The organism is Paenibacillus sp. LS1, assembly GCF_026013365.1.
In the GTDB taxonomy this organism is placed as follows: domain Bacteria; phylum Bacillota; class Bacilli; order Paenibacillales; family Paenibacillaceae; genus Paenibacillus.
On record NZ_JAPDOE010000002.1, the window covers coordinates 627,428 to 643,676 of the forward strand.

At 45.7% G+C, this 16,249-nt stretch carries 17 protein-coding genes; 5 read left to right on the forward strand and 12 right to left on the reverse strand.

Annotated elements, in window-relative coordinates; genetic code table 11:
* Positions 1–81 precede the first annotated feature (81 nt).
* The 3 genes from OM416_RS12165 to OM416_RS12175 form a co-directional block, all read right to left on the reverse strand.
* Entirely contained in the window at positions 82–564 is a 483-nt protein-coding gene (locus tag OM416_RS12165; protein WP_264929588.1) for a DUF309 domain-containing protein, read from the reverse strand.
* Positions 551–1,366: a GTP pyrophosphokinase family protein gene (locus tag OM416_RS12170; protein ID WP_017689365.1), complete on the reverse strand. Its 816-nt coding sequence runs from the start codon at positions 1,364–1,366 to the stop codon at positions 551–553. The genes OM416_RS12165 and OM416_RS12170 overlap by 14 nt, the downstream gene beginning before the upstream one ends.
* A 134-nt stretch (positions 1,367–1,500) precedes the next feature.
* Entirely contained in the window at positions 1,501–2,598 is a 1,098-nt protein-coding gene (locus OM416_RS12175; protein ID WP_264929593.1) for a quinone-dependent dihydroorotate dehydrogenase, read from the reverse strand.
* A gap of 254 nt (positions 2,599–2,852) precedes the next feature.
* Between OM416_RS12175 and OM416_RS12180 the strand changes: the two genes are divergently transcribed.
* The gene (locus OM416_RS12180; protein ID WP_017689367.1) at positions 2,853–2,990 is read left to right on the forward strand and encodes a hypothetical protein; all 138 of its coding nucleotides are present in this window, start codon (positions 2,853–2,855) and stop codon (positions 2,988–2,990) included.
* Positions 2,991–3,032: 42 nt separating this feature from the next.
* On the opposite strand, the gene OM416_RS12185 is transcribed toward OM416_RS12180, so the two are convergent.
* From OM416_RS12185 to OM416_RS12195, 3 genes are all read right to left on the reverse strand, one after another.
* On the reverse strand, positions 3,033–4,475 hold the full coding sequence (locus OM416_RS12185) for a L,D-transpeptidase family protein (RefSeq protein ID WP_264929596.1): 1,443 nt from the start codon (positions 4,473–4,475) through the stop codon (positions 3,033–3,035).
* 220 nt (positions 4,476–4,695) lie between these two features.
* Positions 4,696–4,938 carry a ferredoxin gene (locus OM416_RS12190; protein WP_017689369.1) on the reverse strand — a complete coding sequence of 81 codons (243 nt, stop codon included), beginning with the start codon at positions 4,936–4,938 and terminating at the stop codon, positions 4,696–4,698.
* Between the two features lie 117 nt (positions 4,939–5,055).
* Positions 5,056–6,357, reverse strand: a complete 1,302-nt coding sequence (locus OM416_RS12195; RefSeq protein ID WP_264930711.1) for a DNA polymerase IV — start codon at positions 6,355–6,357, stop codon at positions 5,056–5,058.
* 534 nt (positions 6,358–6,891) lie between these two features.
* On the opposite strand from OM416_RS12195, the gene cimA reads away from it, so the two are divergent.
* Positions 6,892–8,511: a citramalate synthase gene (gene cimA / locus OM416_RS12200; RefSeq protein WP_264929602.1), complete on the forward strand. Its 1,620-nt coding sequence runs from the start codon at positions 6,892–6,894 to the stop codon at positions 8,509–8,511.
* A gap of 84 nt (positions 8,512–8,595) precedes the next feature.
* Here the strand turns inward: cimA and OM416_RS12205 are convergent, their stop codons facing one another.
* Entirely contained in the window at positions 8,596–9,147 is a 552-nt protein-coding gene (locus tag OM416_RS12205) for a TlpA family protein disulfide reductase (RefSeq protein ID WP_264929604.1), read from the reverse strand.
* 226 nt (positions 9,148–9,373) lie between these two features.
* Here OM416_RS12205 and OM416_RS12210 point away from each other — a divergent pair, with 226 nt between their 5' ends.
* Entirely contained in the window at positions 9,374–9,865 is a 492-nt protein-coding gene (locus OM416_RS12210; RefSeq protein ID WP_264929606.1) for a M67 family metallopeptidase, read from the forward strand.
* Here OM416_RS12210 and OM416_RS12215 read toward each other — a convergent pair.
* From OM416_RS12215 to OM416_RS12225, 3 genes are read right to left on the reverse strand one after another with little or no spacing between them, the layout of a single operon-like run.
* Positions 9,851–10,588, reverse strand: coding sequence for an exonuclease domain-containing protein (locus tag OM416_RS12215; RefSeq protein ID WP_264929608.1), 738 nt, complete (start codon positions 10,586–10,588; stop codon positions 9,851–9,853). The genes OM416_RS12210 and OM416_RS12215 overlap by 15 nt on opposite strands.
* On the reverse strand, positions 10,585–11,670 hold the full coding sequence (locus tag OM416_RS12220) for a DUF294 nucleotidyltransferase-like domain-containing protein (RefSeq protein ID WP_413775789.1): 1,086 nt from the start codon (positions 11,668–11,670) through the stop codon (positions 10,585–10,587). Before OM416_RS12220 ends, OM416_RS12215 begins: the two co-directional genes overlap by 4 nt.
* A 41-nt stretch (positions 11,671–11,711) precedes the next feature.
* Complete coding sequence (locus OM416_RS12225; RefSeq protein ID WP_264929613.1) at positions 11,712–13,112, reverse strand: ammonium transporter; 1,401 nt, start codon at positions 13,110–13,112, stop codon at positions 11,712–11,714.
* A 352-nt stretch (positions 13,113–13,464) separates the two neighbouring features.
* Here OM416_RS12225 and OM416_RS12230 point away from each other — a divergent pair, with 352 nt between their 5' ends.
* Together OM416_RS12230 and OM416_RS12235 are read left to right on the forward strand one after the other, a co-directional pair.
* Positions 13,465–13,893, forward strand: a complete 429-nt coding sequence (locus OM416_RS12230) for a MerR family transcriptional regulator (RefSeq protein ID WP_017689377.1) — start codon at positions 13,465–13,467, stop codon at positions 13,891–13,893.
* Between the two features lie 28 nt (positions 13,894–13,921).
* The gene (locus OM416_RS12235; protein WP_062833648.1) at positions 13,922–14,602 is read left to right on the forward strand and encodes a zinc metallopeptidase; all 681 of its coding nucleotides are present in this window, start codon (positions 13,922–13,924) and stop codon (positions 14,600–14,602) included.
* 36 nt (positions 14,603–14,638) lie between these two features.
* Here OM416_RS12235 and OM416_RS12240 read toward each other — a convergent pair whose 3' ends face one another.
* Both OM416_RS12240 and OM416_RS12245 read right to left on the reverse strand, forming a co-directional pair.
* Positions 14,639–15,550 carry a LysR family transcriptional regulator gene (locus tag OM416_RS12240; protein ID WP_062833647.1) on the reverse strand — a complete coding sequence of 304 codons (912 nt, stop codon included), beginning with the start codon at positions 15,548–15,550 and terminating at the stop codon, positions 14,639–14,641.
* Between the two features lie 69 nt (positions 15,551–15,619).
* Positions 15,620–16,246 carry a rhomboid family intramembrane serine protease gene (locus tag OM416_RS12245; RefSeq protein WP_062833646.1) on the reverse strand — a complete coding sequence of 209 codons (627 nt, stop codon included), beginning with the start codon at positions 16,244–16,246 and terminating at the stop codon, positions 15,620–15,622.
* Positions 16,247–16,249 lie beyond the last annotated feature (3 nt).

Here is a 16,249-nt window from a genome sequence, read left to right on the forward strand (position 1 = left end):
ACAGGAATCGTCGGGGTGTTTCATATACATGGAACTTCATATCCATGGGATGCTCATTTGAATGTTAATGCTGATTATGGTTCAACTTTCACCCTGATCCATCGCCTTCATCTTCTCTTCGTATATTCGTCCTCTAGTGGGACTACGGCGTTGCGGAATATTAGGCTCCAGTTCAAGCGATCTCCTAAGTATCTCCTGTTCCAGTGCCTCATCAACAATACGTATGGACAAATCCCTATAAGTCACAGAATGGGCGTCGGGTTCAGACAGTTGCTTCACGATTTCCTTTACTTCCTGTACCAAAATCCCAAGTTCAATGCCCAGAGTTGTATCTGGATAAGGTTCCAAAAGATCAACTGAGCTCTGTAACATCATGATAGCCCCGCGGAGATTGCCATTCCTGAAGTGGTATAAACCAACTGCAATTTGCAACAACCCTTTATAGAGAGAATCCCGGTTACGTTCAAGCCACAATTCTTCCAGCACCTCATGGCACTCGAAATAATCCTGATCCCGATTGAAGTAGATTAAATAGTCAACGTACAGTGGCTCATAGATGCTCATCCGGGTTTTCGCCCTTTCTGGCGTTGTTCAGAAGTTCTTTCACATCATCCAGCAAGTCTTTGAGCCCTTCCATGTCATGTCGTTCCCAGTAATCGTTAAAACGTTTCTGTGCTTCAATCGCTTCACTGACAAGGTGGTAGAAGTACAATTGATGAATGATATTCAATGTTCTTGACACGATATTCGAATCATCTTCAAAGGCCTTCTGTGCCTCCAGAATTTGCAGACGAATCGCAGACATCTCGTTGTCCAGTATAAACGCGGCCTCAGCCGTTTTTTTCAGCCTGGTTCTCATCTCATCAGGTAACCCTTCCCGAAACTTGTAACTCAGCGAATGTTCAATGGTAGCCCAGAAGTTCATGGCAAGCGTCCGGATCTGTATCTCGGCCAATACTTTCTTTTGTCCCAGAGCCGTCTGAACGGGATACTCAATAATCATATGGAAGCTGCGATAGCCACTCTCTTTGAAATTCGTAATGTAATCTTTCTCAATGAGTACCGTGAGGTCCTTACGGCCTCGAATATACTCGGCAACCCGACGGATATCATCTACGAATTGGCACATAATGCGGATACCTGCAATATCCTCAATGCCTGTTTCCACGTCATCAAGCGACACATTCAGTCGTCTGGATTTCTCCAGAATACTGGATATTTTTTTGACACGACCGGTAACGAATTCAATCGGGGCATACTCTTCCCGTTTTTTCAGCTCCGCCCGCATTGTCTTAAACTTGACTTTCAATTCCTCTACCGCTTGCTCATAAGGAAGTAAAAATGTACCCCAGTCTCTACCGTCCATGCTTATGCCTCCTGTCTCTATAGCGTCCCCTGTTCTATTCCATTATACATGATGTTTGGTGGGGGGAAGAGTACCGAACCATTTTACGCTCTTCCATGCTTCTATATTTTCATTCCGGGGATTCACATTGCTTCTTAACGATGCTCCGCACCAACTGCTTCGGAGATATGACGATAACCGTCTTTGCGCAGCAACTCACGCAGTCCGGCATGAATGCGCCGATTCACCTCAGGACCTTCATAGATCAATGCTGTATATATTTCGACCAGACTTGCTCCGGCTTTAATTTTCTCGTATGCATCCTCACTTGTGAAAATGCCCCCTGAACCGATGATCGGAAGTTTTCCTTCGGTCTGGCGATAGATCTGGCGAATAATCTCCGTTGAACGGTCACGTAAAGGTTTACCGCTCAGACCGCCCGTTTCCTTCGCATGTTGGTGGGAAAGTCCTGCGCGACTGATGGTTGTGTTCGTTGCAATAATGCCTGCAACACCACTGTCTGCAATCGTGCGAACCATATATTCAAGTTCCTGATCATTCACATCTGGTGCGATCTTCACCAGCACGGATTTGATCGCTCCACCCGCTCGTGCATGCTGCACGTTCATCTCGTTCATGACCGCAGCGAGCAGTTCCTTCAATTCATTCCCATGTTGCAGATTACGCAAATCCGGTGTATTTGGTGAACTGATATTAACTACAAACAGGTCAGCATAATCGTATAGCGCCTGAATGCACTTCGAATAGTCCAGGTGAGCTTCTTCATTAGAAGTTGCCTTATTCTTGCCGATGTTAACAGCCACTGGAATGCGACGATCCTGAAGACGCGCCAACTCACCAGCCATAGCTTCCGCACCGAGATTGTTGAAGCCCATTCGGTTGACCAAAGCCTCATCTGGAGGTAAACGGAACAACCGTGGCTGATCGTTACCTGGTTGTGCAAGTGGCGTCACCGTTCCCACTTCCATGAATCCAAATCCAATGGAAGAAAAGCCCGTTACGGCCTGGCCGTTTTTGTCCAGACCCGCAGCCAGACCGACAGGTGTAGGGAAATGACACCCAAACATGTCAACAGCCAGATCAGACGTTTCACGAACGCCGTACATCACTCGAAGTCCGGAAGGAACCGGACGGATGCTGCCCATGCCACTAAGGCCGCCAATAATCAGATGATGGGCCTGTTCAGGGTCCATTTTGAACAACAAAGGTTTAGCAAGACTTCTGTATAACAAATCACTCACTCCGTTCTGGTCCGGTACGCCAAAAAGCCGTTTTCCGTCTTTTCATATGTAAAAAAACACTCTACACACAAGTCTATCTGTTTCTTATTAAAAAGGAAAGTAGTTTGCGCATAGACAGCACAAATCGAATGATGCAAAATGCTCACAAGAAATCTACCCGCCTACTGGAAATGACGAGTTGAATTCTTTACAATGAGAGCATGGTTACTCTACACCAGTTCTATTCCAATAAGGAGGAATAACTCATGGCTCCCAAACGTAAACCACCTGCATTACAGCAAAAGAAAGAAGAAGTGAATCGCAAAGCCATTGCATGGACAGCAGCCAGTGTAGGCGGCTTGATCATCATCATTGGTGCTCTTATCATTATTGCCAACATGTAGATGATTCAGGCTGATTCCATCTGATTCTACATATCCAGCAGATTAATTCAGCCAGTGATACGTTTTGTTCGGATTATTCTGCTTAGGAACAAGCGTATGCTGATAACGCTGCTTCGCTTCTGGAACAAGCGTTAGATCTGGCAGCACATCTTCTCCAATGCGTACCGGAGTGCCTTGCGGAGCGAGAGCGAATAACTCTTCTACATCTCCTGTACGCATTCTCACACATCCAAGAGACTCATCCAATCCGATGCTGTCTGGCTCGTTGGTTCCATGGATGGCATAATTCGTATTCGAGAGTTGCATACCTCTGCTTCCGAACTCCCCGTTCGAGCGTCCATTCGGATTGACCACTTTATCTGTAATAACAAATGAACCCTCCGGTGTTCGATCACCGCCAAGTCCCACATCATACATACGAACAATGGTATCTCCACTGATTAATGCAAGTTTGTGTTTATCCTTATCAATGACAATCTCAAGCGGTTCCTGCAAAAAAGGCTGACCTCCCAGCGTATCTGCAAAGGCGGCATTGTTGCCTTGAGACGAATTCGAAGTCGTTGAACCATTCTCTTGACCACTCGAATCGTTTTTTCCTTCCTGTGCCTTTCCTTGATACAAAGCTAACAGCTTCGGAAACATCTCGGTCATACCTGGCGCAGTTTCTCCGAGAATATTATTCGGAAATGGCTGGGCCATTTGCGTTACACTCTTGGGCCAAGCGTTATTTTTTTTGCGGTAGGCAACGATTGCACTTGATAATGATGCAGCGGCTTCCTGCTTGGCGGTCCACGCCAAGGCCATCTTTTTGATTTTCGGCGTGACTTCAGGAGGTTCACAGTTACATTGCTTGGCATCATAACTCTGTGCCGTTAATTTCCCGCTCGTATTGGTTTGTACTATGTATTTCACAGGCATATTTCGCTTCCATAAAGACCAGTCATCCGAGGTTTGCATACCCAATACAGCTGAAGTCTCTACTTTCGGGCCTGATCCGGACCAGGCAGCTGCGAGGGCAGTCTCGCCATGGTTGCCTCCACCAAATGCCGCAGCGGTGAACACATTACTTGGCGCAATGGATGTAGTCCCAGTCTGTTTATCCGCTTCTATAGGCGCTGCGATGTCATCTGTGGATTCCAGTGCTGCTGACAGTGCATCAGCTGCTTCACGACTGAAACCCGGAGCGTCCGCAGGTGGCAGACCTGCCAGCACAAGCAGCATGAACAACGTAAGCCACATTTTGCGTCTACGTTGTTTTTTCTCTTTTTGCTCAGACATCTCCACCAGTTTCTCCTGATAGTCCACCCAGATGTCAGCAGGAGCTTTACTACGTTCAAATGCCTCGTAAACCTCTCCCGCTTGCTGGAAACAATAGTTGGCTTTTGCCTCCTGCCCTTCGCCCAAGTACTCCTTTCCAAGCAAATACCAAGCCATTTTGTTGTCGGGATGTTTCTTGACATATGTTCTTAGATGAGTATTTTGCATCCGATCCTCCACTATTTCACCTTTTTGCGTATATCATTATATATCGGCATAATCAGGCGTTAAATCCATAGGACTTCAGTACCCGGTGAAAAAATGAGTTTTCGACAATGTTCGTCCTTGATCATAGATCATATGTTCACAGTTTAATGGAGTCATAAAAAAAGCACCCTCCCTTGTCGTTAAGACAAAAGAAAGTGCTCTGTGTTCATAGGAGAAATACTTAGCCTTCTTTATTGAAAGGCTCGTCCGCTACTTTGATGGAATCTGTAGGGCAGCCGTCGCATGCATCCTGCATATCGTCAAACAAGTCGTCTGGAATAGCTTTGACACCATGGTTAGCATCTCCGTCAAAGATAACTTCTGCCAAACCTTCATCATCGTAATCGTAGATGTCTGGAGCCGTTGCTCCACAAGCGCCACATGCGATGCATGTGTCTTTTTCAACCCAAGTATATTTACTCATTTACATTCTCTCCTCCTAAAATTCGAAACGTACAGTGTTTTTATCTAGAAACATATTAATACAAAGTAAGAATAATTACAAATCATTTTCCAACCACAAGTCTCTATTATCCCTTATTTAATCAAGACTTTGCAAGTTATCTTTTTGCAGGGAAGTGCCCCGTACTTTATGATTCCGAAGCAACACGGAAGGATCGTCCCCAAGCATGCCTGCGGTCACAACAGCATTCTCACCAAATTTATCACGTAACTGATCCATAATGCGAATCAGATTGTCCTTTTTGGGCTTCTGCTCATATTCGAACAGGTCCATCTGCACAGCGGACTCTTCTCTTGGAATCAGGTTTTGAAGTGTCACGCCCAGCATACGTACAGGCTTACCACTGCCCCAATGCTTTGCAAATAATTGACAGGCTTCACGATAGATGACTGATGCATCCTCCGTTGGTACTTCCATCAAACGTGATCGGGTGATCGTCTTCATATCCGGTGTCCGAATCGTAATCTGAATACCCTGGCTAAACATTTCGTGCTTGCGCAATCTTCTGGCTACCTGGTCACTTATATTGAGGAAAACCCGATGAATATCATTCATATCCGATACATCCGCCGGTAAAGTAGTCGTATGCCCAATGGATTTATTGGCTTCTCGTTCAGCGTGAACCTCGGAATGGTTAATACCATTCGCAGAATTTTTGAGCCATGCTCCATTAACTCCGAATAGTTCGGTCAACATGTTCTCATCCGATTTGGCCAATTGGCCAATCGTTTCAATGCCCAGTTTTTTCAGTTTTTCAGCCGTCTTTTTGCCAATGCCAAACATTTCGTTACATGGCCTGTGCCAAAGAATCCGGGGTACATCCCTCATCCGTAAAATGGAGATACCGTTCGGTTTTTTCAGATCTGAAGCCATTTTCGCCAATAACTTGTTGGGTGCAATGCCAATGGAACAAGGAAGCCCTAACTCCTCCTTGATTCTACGCTGAATGCTCTCCGCAATCTCCATTGGATTTCCGAATTGCCTTGAACCTGTAATATCAAGATAACACTCATCAATGGACGTCGCCTCAAGCAGTGGAGTGTAACTATACGCAATTTGCATAAAGTTTCTTGAATATTTACGATATAAATGAAAATCAGGACGAATCACAATGAGATCAGGGCACTTTTTCATAGCTTGGTGTACAACCATACCTGTTGAGATGCCTCGGTTACGAGCGGTATATGAACAGGTTACGATTACACCTTTACGCAACTCACTGCTTCCCGCAACGGCCGTTGCTTTTCCTCTATATAGATCCGGTTCCTCCGCTTCATGTACAGAGCAGTAGAAAGCATTCATATCCACATGCAGAATCACCCGTCCGGCTGTAGGGTAATATTGATCTACATTCGCTGGAGGATTGCCCTCTGAAGACATCATGAACCCCCGCCCTTTCATGCACACTAATTAATGAAACGTAATTTACTTTCTTCTATAGTATATCAAACCTGTTATGTAAATTCAGTCACGGGCTTTTATTTTCTGCGAGAATTGATTAAAGATCGAATAATCAGCCAACCAACACTCACAAAAAGAATTAAAGTGATCAGGGCAATAATCGTATTTTCCCATAAAAAAGTCAAAATCAACCCTCCTTTTCTTCCATATATTCCAATTAAAACTCAATAGTAGATTATAACATACATCCGGATTATGAATAACATCCTTCGTTTTGCTCTAAAATCCGATAATTGTTACATCAAACTGCGATTTCTATGTAGCATTTGGCTATAATGGTGCTATAATAATTAATTATACAAATTGGCGACTTTAGGACAAATCAGCGCATTGAGTTTAACACAGTGTAGCGTTGCCGAATCGAAGGATTCGTCCACTAACGTACTTAACAGCTTTTCCCAACTTACAATCCAAACTTTTAAAAAAAGCGCTTTATCTCAAAGGAGGATCTTCATGTCAAAGGCCATTTCCATCTTCGATACGACTTTACGTGACGGCACACAAGGGGAGGGTGTCAGCTTATCGGCAGACGACAAACTCAAAATTGCCAAGAAGCTTGATGACCTGGGTGTCCATTATATTGAAGGCGGAATTCCCGGCAGCAACACCAAGGACATTGAGTTTTTTAAAAGAGTCAAGGAACTGAACCTGAACGCAAAGGTCGTTGCTTTTGGTAGCACACGCCGTAAAGGCAGCATCGCTAGTGAAGACGCCAACCTGAAGCGCATGATCGAATCGGGAGCACAGGCTGCCACCCTGGTTGGTAAATCATGGGACTTCCATGTGCATACCGCTTTGCAGACTACATTGGAAGAAAATTTGTCCATGATCTATGATTCCATCGCCTATCTGAAACAGAATGGAATGGAAGTGATCTTTGATGCAGAACACTTCTTTGACGGATTCAAACATAACCCGGAGTATGCTCAAGCGGTCTTGACCAAGGCCCACGAAGCTGGAGCGGACTGGCTCGTTATGTGTGATACCAACGGCGGGACGATGCCAAACGAGGTGCACGAGATCGTATCCACACTGTATAGAAGCCTGCCTCATGCACATCTCGGCATTCATACACATAATGATTGTGAACTGGCTGTCGCTAACACACTCAGCGCTGTACAAGCCGGAGCCCGTCAGGTTCAAGGAACGATGAACGGTTATGGAGAGCGTTGCGGTAACGCCAATCTGGCGTCCATCATTCCGAACTTGCAACTGAAGCTTGGCTATGAATGTGTTACGGAAGATTCAATGAGACAACTTACGAACGTGGCTCGTTATGTCAGTGAAATTGCTAATGTGAATATGCCGATTAATCAACCTTATGTTGGTAATGCTGCTTTTGCTCACAAAGGCGGCATCCACGTCTCTGCCATCCTGCGGGATTCCCGTACTTATGAACACATCGTGCCTGAACTGGTCGGCAACAAACAGCGTGTGCTGGTTTCAGAGCTTGCTGGACAGAGCAACATTGTGTCCAAAGCACAGGAATTGGGTCTTGAGTTCGATCCAAGCAGTGCCAATTCACGTCAGATTATTGAGAAAATCAAAGATCTGGAGCATCAGGGTTACCAGTTCGAAGGTGCAGATGCCTCGCTCGAATTGTTAATTCGTGAAGCGAATGGTGACATGAAAGAATTGTTCACTTTCGAATCATTCAAAATGCTTGTAGAGAAAACGGCAGGAAAATCCGTTGTTTCTGAAGCTTTTGTCAAACTTAATGTGGCTGGAACAAGTGTCTATACCGCTGCTGAAGGAAACGGTCCGGTTAATGCACTCGATAACGCGCTTCGGAAAGCATTGGTACAATACTTCCCTTCACTTGCTAACATGCACCTGTCAGACTACAAAGTGCGTGTACTTGATGAGAAGGATGCCACAGCTGCCAAAGTGCGTGTACTGATCGAATCCAAAAACACCGAAAACACATGGAACACTGTCGGTGTATCCGAGAACGTAATTGAAGCAAGTTGGGAAGCGCTCGTTCACAGTTTCCGCTATGCGTTGCTTCAAGAAAAATTGCAGGATGAGCCGGGTACACTCCCTATTCCTGCTCACGGGTTAAGCAACCATTAATAAGGCTTATTTCCCGGAAAATAAAAGGAAGCCTCTGTATCCATGAATTATGGGTAACGGGGGCTTCCTTTTTTTAAGTAAAAATTAGTTTGCGACAAGCTCTTTAATCTTACGTTCCAACTCTTTTTCAGGCAAAATACCCAAGATTATCTCCTGTATAACGCCTCTGGAGTCAATTAGAACATTCGTCGGAAAAGCCACTCCGTTATATTGAGCATACACTGTTCCCTTCTCATCCAAGGGAATAGGGAAGGTCAGTTGGTACTCATCTACAAAAGATTTAGCATCTTTGAGTTTATCGTATGATGTTACATTAACGCCATATAGATCAAGCTTATCCTTGTATTTCGCAGCCATTCTATTCAGTTCCGGAGCTTCCTGTTTACATGGCTCACACCAGGATGCCCAGAAGCTGACGAACGTGGCCTTATCTTTGGCGCCGCCCACACTGTACGTCTTCCCATCCATTGCCGTCAGAGAAAAAGCAGGTGCCAGAAGACCCGCACGCGGTCCCGTCTCTGTAGGTATAGGTTCATCCTGCTTAAATACAGCAGCAATACCGTCATCCGCATTTTGGGCCAGTGCAATACCAACCAGCAAGAAAACACCGAGGAGTATGTATATGTTTCGTTTCATAACCCGCCACCCTTTTATATAATTAGCCTATTGAAACTGAAACCATAATTTCTGTGCATGCTAAATGTTGATCACGCTCTATGACAGTTCATTAAAACATGATTCCCAAATGTTCTCTTTAATATTGTACCCTTTTCCTTTAAAATTTTACAATCCGAAGCACACAAAATAAAATGAAAAAGGACTCCTGCCTAAGCAGGAGCCAAAGAGAGAGGGGTGAATACAAATGGCAGCACTTCACGGGCAGCAAAATGTCTTCTACATCCCTTCCTCCGTAGAACAAGAGATGTCAAAGCACATGTTCCTTTCGCTGCCGCAAGAAGCCTGCGGGGTTATGCTGGGTGAAACCGCAGCGGGCGGCATACGAATCAGTCGGTTTCAGCCCATTCGTAACGTAGCACCTGACCCGCTGCATCATTTTGCATTGGACGATGCCGAATGGATTCGGTGCGTATTCTCCGAACCTAAGCTCATTGGCATCTTCCATTCTCATCCGCATACAAGGCCCGTTCCATCCGCAGAGGACATCCAAGCGCTTCCGGCCTTCGCCGGTTTACTCCAGATGTATCTCATCGGCTCACCTGACCTTACAACCGGATTACGATCTCATATGCATCTAAACGGTTATCAGATTGAATCCTCGAAGGTACAACAAGATAAGTTACACCACGTTATTCCTTCATATAATCTGCTTCCCGTTCCATTATGCGTGACTTAACTGGGTATACAGATCCCCCAAGGTCTCCACATTTTTACGAGTCATGTCTTCCAGATAACAGGACCATAACTGCGCAGTCATTTTCGAATCTTCCAGCGCATGGTGACGTCCATAGATCGGAATACCTCTTGATTCCAGCAATTCATCCAGACCGTACCCCGCCCTGCTTGGTTCAAGCCAGCGGGCCAACATCATCGTATCAATTAAACGATGCGTCAGCCTTACCTTTGAAGTCCGCCACAGAGCTGCATTCAGAAAGGCTCGGTCATGTGCACTTGCATGTGCAATCAGAACATTTCCGCCTACAAAAGACATGAAATCATGCAGCCCCTCCAGCAAAGTTGGTGCGTCTAGCGTCATCTGCTGTGTGATGCCCGTCAGTTCAGTTATATGTTCCGGAACCGCAGTCTTAGACTGCACCACCGTATAGAACTGCTCTCCTTCCAGCACTACACCACCATGTATACGGACTGCACCAAATGAAATAATCTCATCCCCATGCTGGGGCGAAAATCCCGTCGTTTCCAGATCAAATACAACTGCGTCCAGTTCATTTAGAGGCGTATGCAGAACCTCAGGTCGGCGCTGTTCTCGCATCATCGAGCGGATAAACGCCATGTGTTGCGCCGTAGGGGCTCCCATGATGGAAGCGATGGCGGAAGGAACCCCTCCCTGACGCAGCGAATTCCAGAATCCTGTATTGCCCCTTACCGGCTCTCTCATGGACGTCTCCTTTCTGCAAAACGCAACTGTCTTTGCAAAGCACGATGCACTCGTCTTACCAACCCGAGCGTATCCCTGAGCTCATAATGAATTTGTTTTTGTTTCATCTGCTTCTCATCCAGGAACCCACTACTATGTTGCAAGTCCCGTTGAATGACAACTGGTGTACTTCTCCGAAACTTCAGAGCAGCTATAAAGGCCCGCTGGCATGCATCCAGTAATGTAAACGGAACAGCTTCAAGTGATGTCAGTCTCTCCATTCTTTTTAACGTAGACGACTCCTTGATCCCGTGTTGCAAAGCCAAATAACGGGCACTGTTCACCAACGGAATGTACAATCCATACTTAACATCAAATCCGCCCGCATGTTCACCAAATCGCTCTGTGACCACACGACCAAGTACATTTAATGTAGCTTTATGTTTAACCGTATTGCGAAGAACTGCATCCGAAAGTTCAGGAAAGAGTCTAAACTGTTCATAAAAACTCGTGATCCATTCGTCTGCCAGACTCTGCTCCCCTGCAACAAAACGCATGTCTGAAGCAATGATTAGATTACGAACGGGCTCCCAATTTAAATCCGAGCTCCAATCTGCTAATTGTTGCTTCCATGACGCCAACGTTTTACTCCATAGTGGCTCTGAGCACATCACTTTGCCTTCGCATTTAGCATAGCCCAGCTCTTCCAACATATTTGACATTCGCTGTCCGAACTGCGCAAAATATTCATCTTTACCTTCATGCGGAGTATCGCTAATGATCATGCCATTATCCTGATCACTCCATAACGTTGCTTCTTCCCTGCCGGAACTGCCAAATACGATAAAGGCATAGGGGACGGGAGGTTGGCCGAAGCCCTCCTCAACCATCCCCTGAATGCATAACTCTACTGCTTTCCGTGCAATCCGGTCATGCAGTTCATTTACCGTTTGGTACCACTCGATCGGCGACAAGGAAGCGGACAACAATTCCTGGAGCTCGTTCTGTAATATCCCACGTGCTTGGCGCAGTTCTTGAGAAGACACCGCACCATCGATTCCCTGATAAGACCAGGAATAGTTAGTAAACGAGATGGGTTCCATCATGTCCAGCCTCCTTGAAGCATGATTCAGCATCATTCACCTCAGGAGCTGAACGTACCACCATTGGATTTAGAATCTACGTTTTTCATTTGTTCAGGGTATCCGTAAGTACCGTGCTCACTGATATCCAGACCCATTGTTTCTTCTTCTTCAGTAACACGGATGCCCATGATCACTTTCATTCCGCCCAGAATAATGAAGGACATGACCAGTACGAAGGCAAAAGCACCTACCAGACCGAGAAGCTGTACACCCAATTGGTGGAATCCACCGCCATAGAACAGACCCGCTTGACCTACACCCGCATGCTCAGCAAGTTCTGGTGTAGCGAACAAACCTGTGGAGATTGCTCCCCACATACCAGCAACACCGTGTACGGAGAAAGCGTAGATTGGATCGTCAATTCCTTTACGATCGAAGTACTGTGCTGTGAAGAATGTGATAACACCAGCCAAAGCACCGATAACTAGGGCTGCCCAAGGTTCAACGAAGGCACAAGCACCTGTAATTGCAACGAGTGCCGCAAGCACACCGTTCAACATGCTAGGAATATCGGACTTGCCAAGAACTGCCCAGGAAATCAACAGTGCAGCAACACCACCAGCTGCAGCAGCTACGTTAGTAGTCAATGCAACATAACCAAAGAATCCATCGTCCAAGGCAGTTAACGTACTACCTGGGTTGAAACCGAACCAACCGATCCAGAGGATAATAACCCCGAGTACGGAATACACTTGGTTGTGACCTGGAATGATGTTAGGTTTGCCGTCTTTGTTGTATTTACCAATACGTGGTTTCAACAAGATGGTCGCTACCAATGCTGCAGTCGCACCAGTCAAGTGAACAACCGTCGATCCTGCAAAGTCTTGCATACCCAGCTCAGCCAACCAGCCGCCGCCCCATACCCAGTGAGCAACAACCGGATACATGATAATGGTATAAAGTGTACCGAAAACAATATATACGCTCATCTTTGCACGTTCAGCCATACCACCGCAGGCAATGGCCAGAGATACCGCCGCAAAAGCGAGGTGGAATACGAATTTAACAGTCAGTGGAACATCGGAGAAAGCCAGTGATTCGAAGGAAGCAGCCATCTTGTCACCGCTCAGGAAGAATCCTGTTGTTCCAAAGAAGCTGTTACCATTACCGAAACCAAGACCGAAGCCCAAAGCCCAGAAGGCAATAACTGAAATTCCCAATGTCAGGATGGTCTTACCCGCAATGTGTCCTGCATTCTTCATTCGTGTTGAACCCGCTTCGAGTAAAGCAAATCCCCCTTGCATCAAGAACACTAGTACAACAGCCAGAAACGTAAAGGCTGAGTTCAAACCACTTTGAAGTTCAATGTTAGTCGGGCCCTCCGCAGCTGCGAATGCACTGACCGGAAAAGCGAATAAAGTAAGCATTACTAACACGGAAACCAACCATTTCTTTCTCATATACCCCACTCCCTCTTATGTTAAGTTTCTTCACATATCGTGAAACCCTTAATGTCATTATAAGCAGAAGAGAGGAAAGTTGACAAGAGTATTTTCATCAAATCTGAAAATTATTTCTGGGAATAAAGTCATGCGTCTTTTTCTTGCACTTAAGTACATAATCACATTCTATGAGCACATAGATATAGAAATGAAGTATGCTGATTACCAAAGCATAACGTTTGACTGTACGGTTAAAGATCATGTATCATACTTATTAGTAAGAAAAATTGGGCGTAGTATATAAATTCGCAAGCGGAAACTACAATTCCCTACATTTGAACTTGCAAGCGAGGTGAATATCATTGGGGATATGAAACTTTTTCGGATTGGCGAACTTGCCAAGACCGCTGGTGTTAGTGAACGGACGATTGATTATTACACGAAGCTTGGACTGATCGCTCCCGAAGAACGTACACAAAAAAATTATCGTCTCTATAGTAATGAAACTTTAACCAGGCTTGAACGTATTGTACAGATGAAACAAGAGAAGTATAGTCTCGACGAGATTAAGCAATCTCTTGAGAAGTGGCGTCTGGTTAGTACGGAAGAACAAGTTGCCAGCAAATTGACAACATTGGAGCTTCATGTGCAACAACTTGAGCGAGAGGTTAACGAACTCAAACCGCTACTCGGGGAGATGAAACCTGTACAAGCACGCAAGATGATGGCAGGACTACTTACCAAAAGTGCCGGTACAATGGAGGCACTGAAAATCTTGCTTGAGAACACCATGATGTAGCTTATTATTAGAAAGCGGAGGAATGAATATGAGTTTTAATAACGGTATGTTCGTATTGATCATTATCGCCTTTTTGCTCTCTTTATGGGCGCAATTTCGCGTTAAAGGTACTTTCAGACGTTGGTCAGAGGTACCGAACCAGAATGGAATCACCGGCTACGATGCAGCTCGCCAGATGCTTGACGCTAACGGCCTGCATGATGTTCCAATTGAGCCAGTACGTGGCACACTGTCTGATCACTACGATCCGATCAATCGGGTTGTACGCTTATCGGAACCAGTATATTATGAAAACTCAATCTCAGCTGTTTCGGTAGCGTGTCATGAAGTTGGTCACGCCATTCAGCATAAAGAAAGTTATCCCATGCTGGCACTGCGTCACCGGATCTTCCCAATTGTGAACTTTGCATCCGGATTAGCTCCGTTCTTGCTGATTGCAGGATTCCTCTTCAATGCCATGAACCTTGTAGGTATCGGTATCATCTTCTTCTCCGTAACTGTCGCGTTCCAACTTATCACATTGCCGGTTGAGTTTAACGCCAGCAATCGCGCAAGAGAAATTATGGTATCTGAAGGTTATATCCGCAATGAAGAAGAAAAAGGTGTTGCTAAAGTCCTGAATGCCGCAGCTTTGACTTATGTCGCTGCAGCCTTGATCTCACTGCTTGAATTGATCCGTTACATTGGAATCTTCAACAACCGCGATTAATTTCAATCTCCATAACACAAAAACAATACCCCACCGTTAATCGGATGGGGTATTGTTTTGTTGTAAACCGAAATAATGAAGCAAGAATGAACGAAAGGACTGGGCAACTAGCGGCAGTTTGTCATCTGCACGGTGAATTAACCCGATGGTGCGTGTTACTTTGGGATGAGAGATGGCCACATGTGCCGGCTGCAGCGGGTTCGTCTGGAATAACGCCATCTCAGGCAACAGACTGACCCCCATGCCCGCAGCGACCAATCCACGGATCGTGTCGGTCTCTTCACCTTCAAAAGCGATCTTGGGTGTAAAACCGGCTTCCAGACATGCATGCCACACAATAGGACGAAGAGAATAGCCTTTGCTGAATAATACGAACTTATCATCCTTGAGCTGTTCGAGCGCAATCGTCTCCTCACCAGCTAACGGATGATTCGGAGGAAGAATGGCATGTAACTCTTCCGTGAGTACAATATCCCCATCCACTTGATCATGCTTCTCCGGAAAAGGAGATATGAATGCCAAGTCTACCTCTCCTGATAACACATCACGAATGAGTGTAGGAAACATCCCTTGCTTGAATCTGAACTTTACGTTAGGATAACGCTGACGGAAAGCAGCCACAACGGAAGGAATGAGATGAATCCCCAAGCTATGCGGAAATCCAATTCGAATCTCCCCATGCTCAGGGTCCAGAAACTCATGAACTTCCCCGACCGCCTTATCCAGATCTTTCAATATGCCTTCAATCCGTTTGCAAAAAAGCTGTCCCACTGCAGTCAACTGCAAGTTTCGCCCCTTTTGCATAAAAAGATCCACGCCCAGCTCTTCTTCCAGCTGATGAATCTGACGACTCACCGCCGACTGCGCCACATGCAACTCTTCAGCAGCCTGTGTTACATGTTCCTTCTGTGCCACTTTCAAAAAGTAATGCAACTGTCTTAATTCCACTCGCCTGATCGCTCCAATCTGTTATACCCTACTTATCCTTGATTGCATTCCATCTTGAGAACGTTCTGACTACCGCTTTAAACTGCGGGGTTTCCACAATCTGATCAACAGTCCATAAATAAAGAATCCACCCAGCAATCCGCCTAGATGAGCCATCCAGTTGATGCCTGACATGGCGAAGGAGAATATAATCCCGAACACAAGCAGGGTGTACATCGTTTTACGCGAAGCCTCATCCATCATGGTGCGCTGGAACAGCGCCACATACAGGAATGCACCATAGACGGCATAGATCGCTCCTGAAGCACCTACCGAGATGGTGATGCTCCCAATCGAGTTGTACCAAGCAACAGCAAGAATATTGCCCAATATGCCGCCACCCAGATACAACACTCCATACCTTACCGACCCAAGCAGTCGCTCCATCGGTGGTGCAAATACAATTAACGCAAAACTGTTAAACAATAAATGACTGAAGCCCGCATGCAGGAAGATGGATGTAATGTAACGCCACCACTCATCTGCGAACAGTTCATAATTCGTGAGTGCCCCGAATTTCAGCAGCACCATATTGTTCGTTGATCCACCGTTCACCGTTAACACAATAAACATGACTACATTGGCAATTAAAAAAAGCGACGTCAAAGGGAAATACTTCAGATAACCTTTCCAGTTCTCATAGCGAATAAATATCATAAA

Bases quoted from the DNA above. Each gene is read 5' to 3' on its own strand.
- OM416_RS12170 (WP_017689365.1), bottom strand. From the start codon at position 1,366: ATGGACGGTAGAGACTGGGGTACATTTTTACTTCCTTATGAGCAAGCG.
- OM416_RS12185 (WP_264929596.1), bottom strand. From the start codon at position 4,475: ATGCAAAATACTCATCTAAGAACATATGTCAAGAAACATCCCGACAAC.
- OM416_RS12205 (WP_264929604.1), bottom strand. From the start codon at position 9,147: ATGAAACGAAACATATACATACTCCTCGGTGTTTTCTTGCTGGTTGGT.
- OM416_RS12210 (WP_264929606.1), top strand. From the start codon at position 9,374: ATGGCAGCACTTCACGGGCAGCAAAATGTCTTCTACATCCCTTCCTCC.
- OM416_RS12180 (WP_017689367.1), top strand. From the start codon at position 2,853: ATGGCTCCCAAACGTAAACCACCTGCATTACAGCAAAAGAAAGAAGAA.
- OM416_RS12215 (WP_264929608.1), bottom strand. From the start codon at position 10,588: ATGAGAGAGCCGGTAAGGGGCAATACAGGATTCTGGAATTCGCTGCGT.
- OM416_RS12230 (WP_017689377.1), top strand. From the start codon at position 13,465: ATGAAACTTTTTCGGATTGGCGAACTTGCCAAGACCGCTGGTGTTAGT.
- OM416_RS12225 (WP_264929613.1), bottom strand. From the start codon at position 13,112: ATGAGAAAGAAATGGTTGGTTTCCGTGTTAGTAATGCTTACTTTATTC.
- OM416_RS12190 (WP_017689369.1), bottom strand. From the start codon at position 4,938: ATGAGTAAATATACTTGGGTTGAAAAAGACACATGCATCGCATGTGGC.
- cimA (WP_264929602.1), top strand. From the start codon at position 6,892: ATGTCAAAGGCCATTTCCATCTTCGATACGACTTTACGTGACGGCACA.
- OM416_RS12235 (WP_062833648.1), top strand. From the start codon at position 13,922: ATGAGTTTTAATAACGGTATGTTCGTATTGATCATTATCGCCTTTTTG.
- OM416_RS12165 (WP_264929588.1), bottom strand. From the start codon at position 564: ATGAGCATCTATGAGCCACTGTACGTTGACTATTTAATCTACTTCAAT.
- OM416_RS12195 (WP_264930711.1), bottom strand. From the start codon at position 6,357: ATGTCTTCAGAGGGCAATCCTCCAGCGAATGTAGATCAATATTACCCT.
- OM416_RS12245 (WP_062833646.1), bottom strand. From the start codon at position 16,246: ATGATATTTATTCGCTATGAGAACTGGAAAGGTTATCTGAAGTATTTC.
- OM416_RS12220 (WP_413775789.1), bottom strand. From the start codon at position 11,670: ATGGAACCCATCTCGTTTACTAACTATTCCTGGTCTTATCAGGGAATC.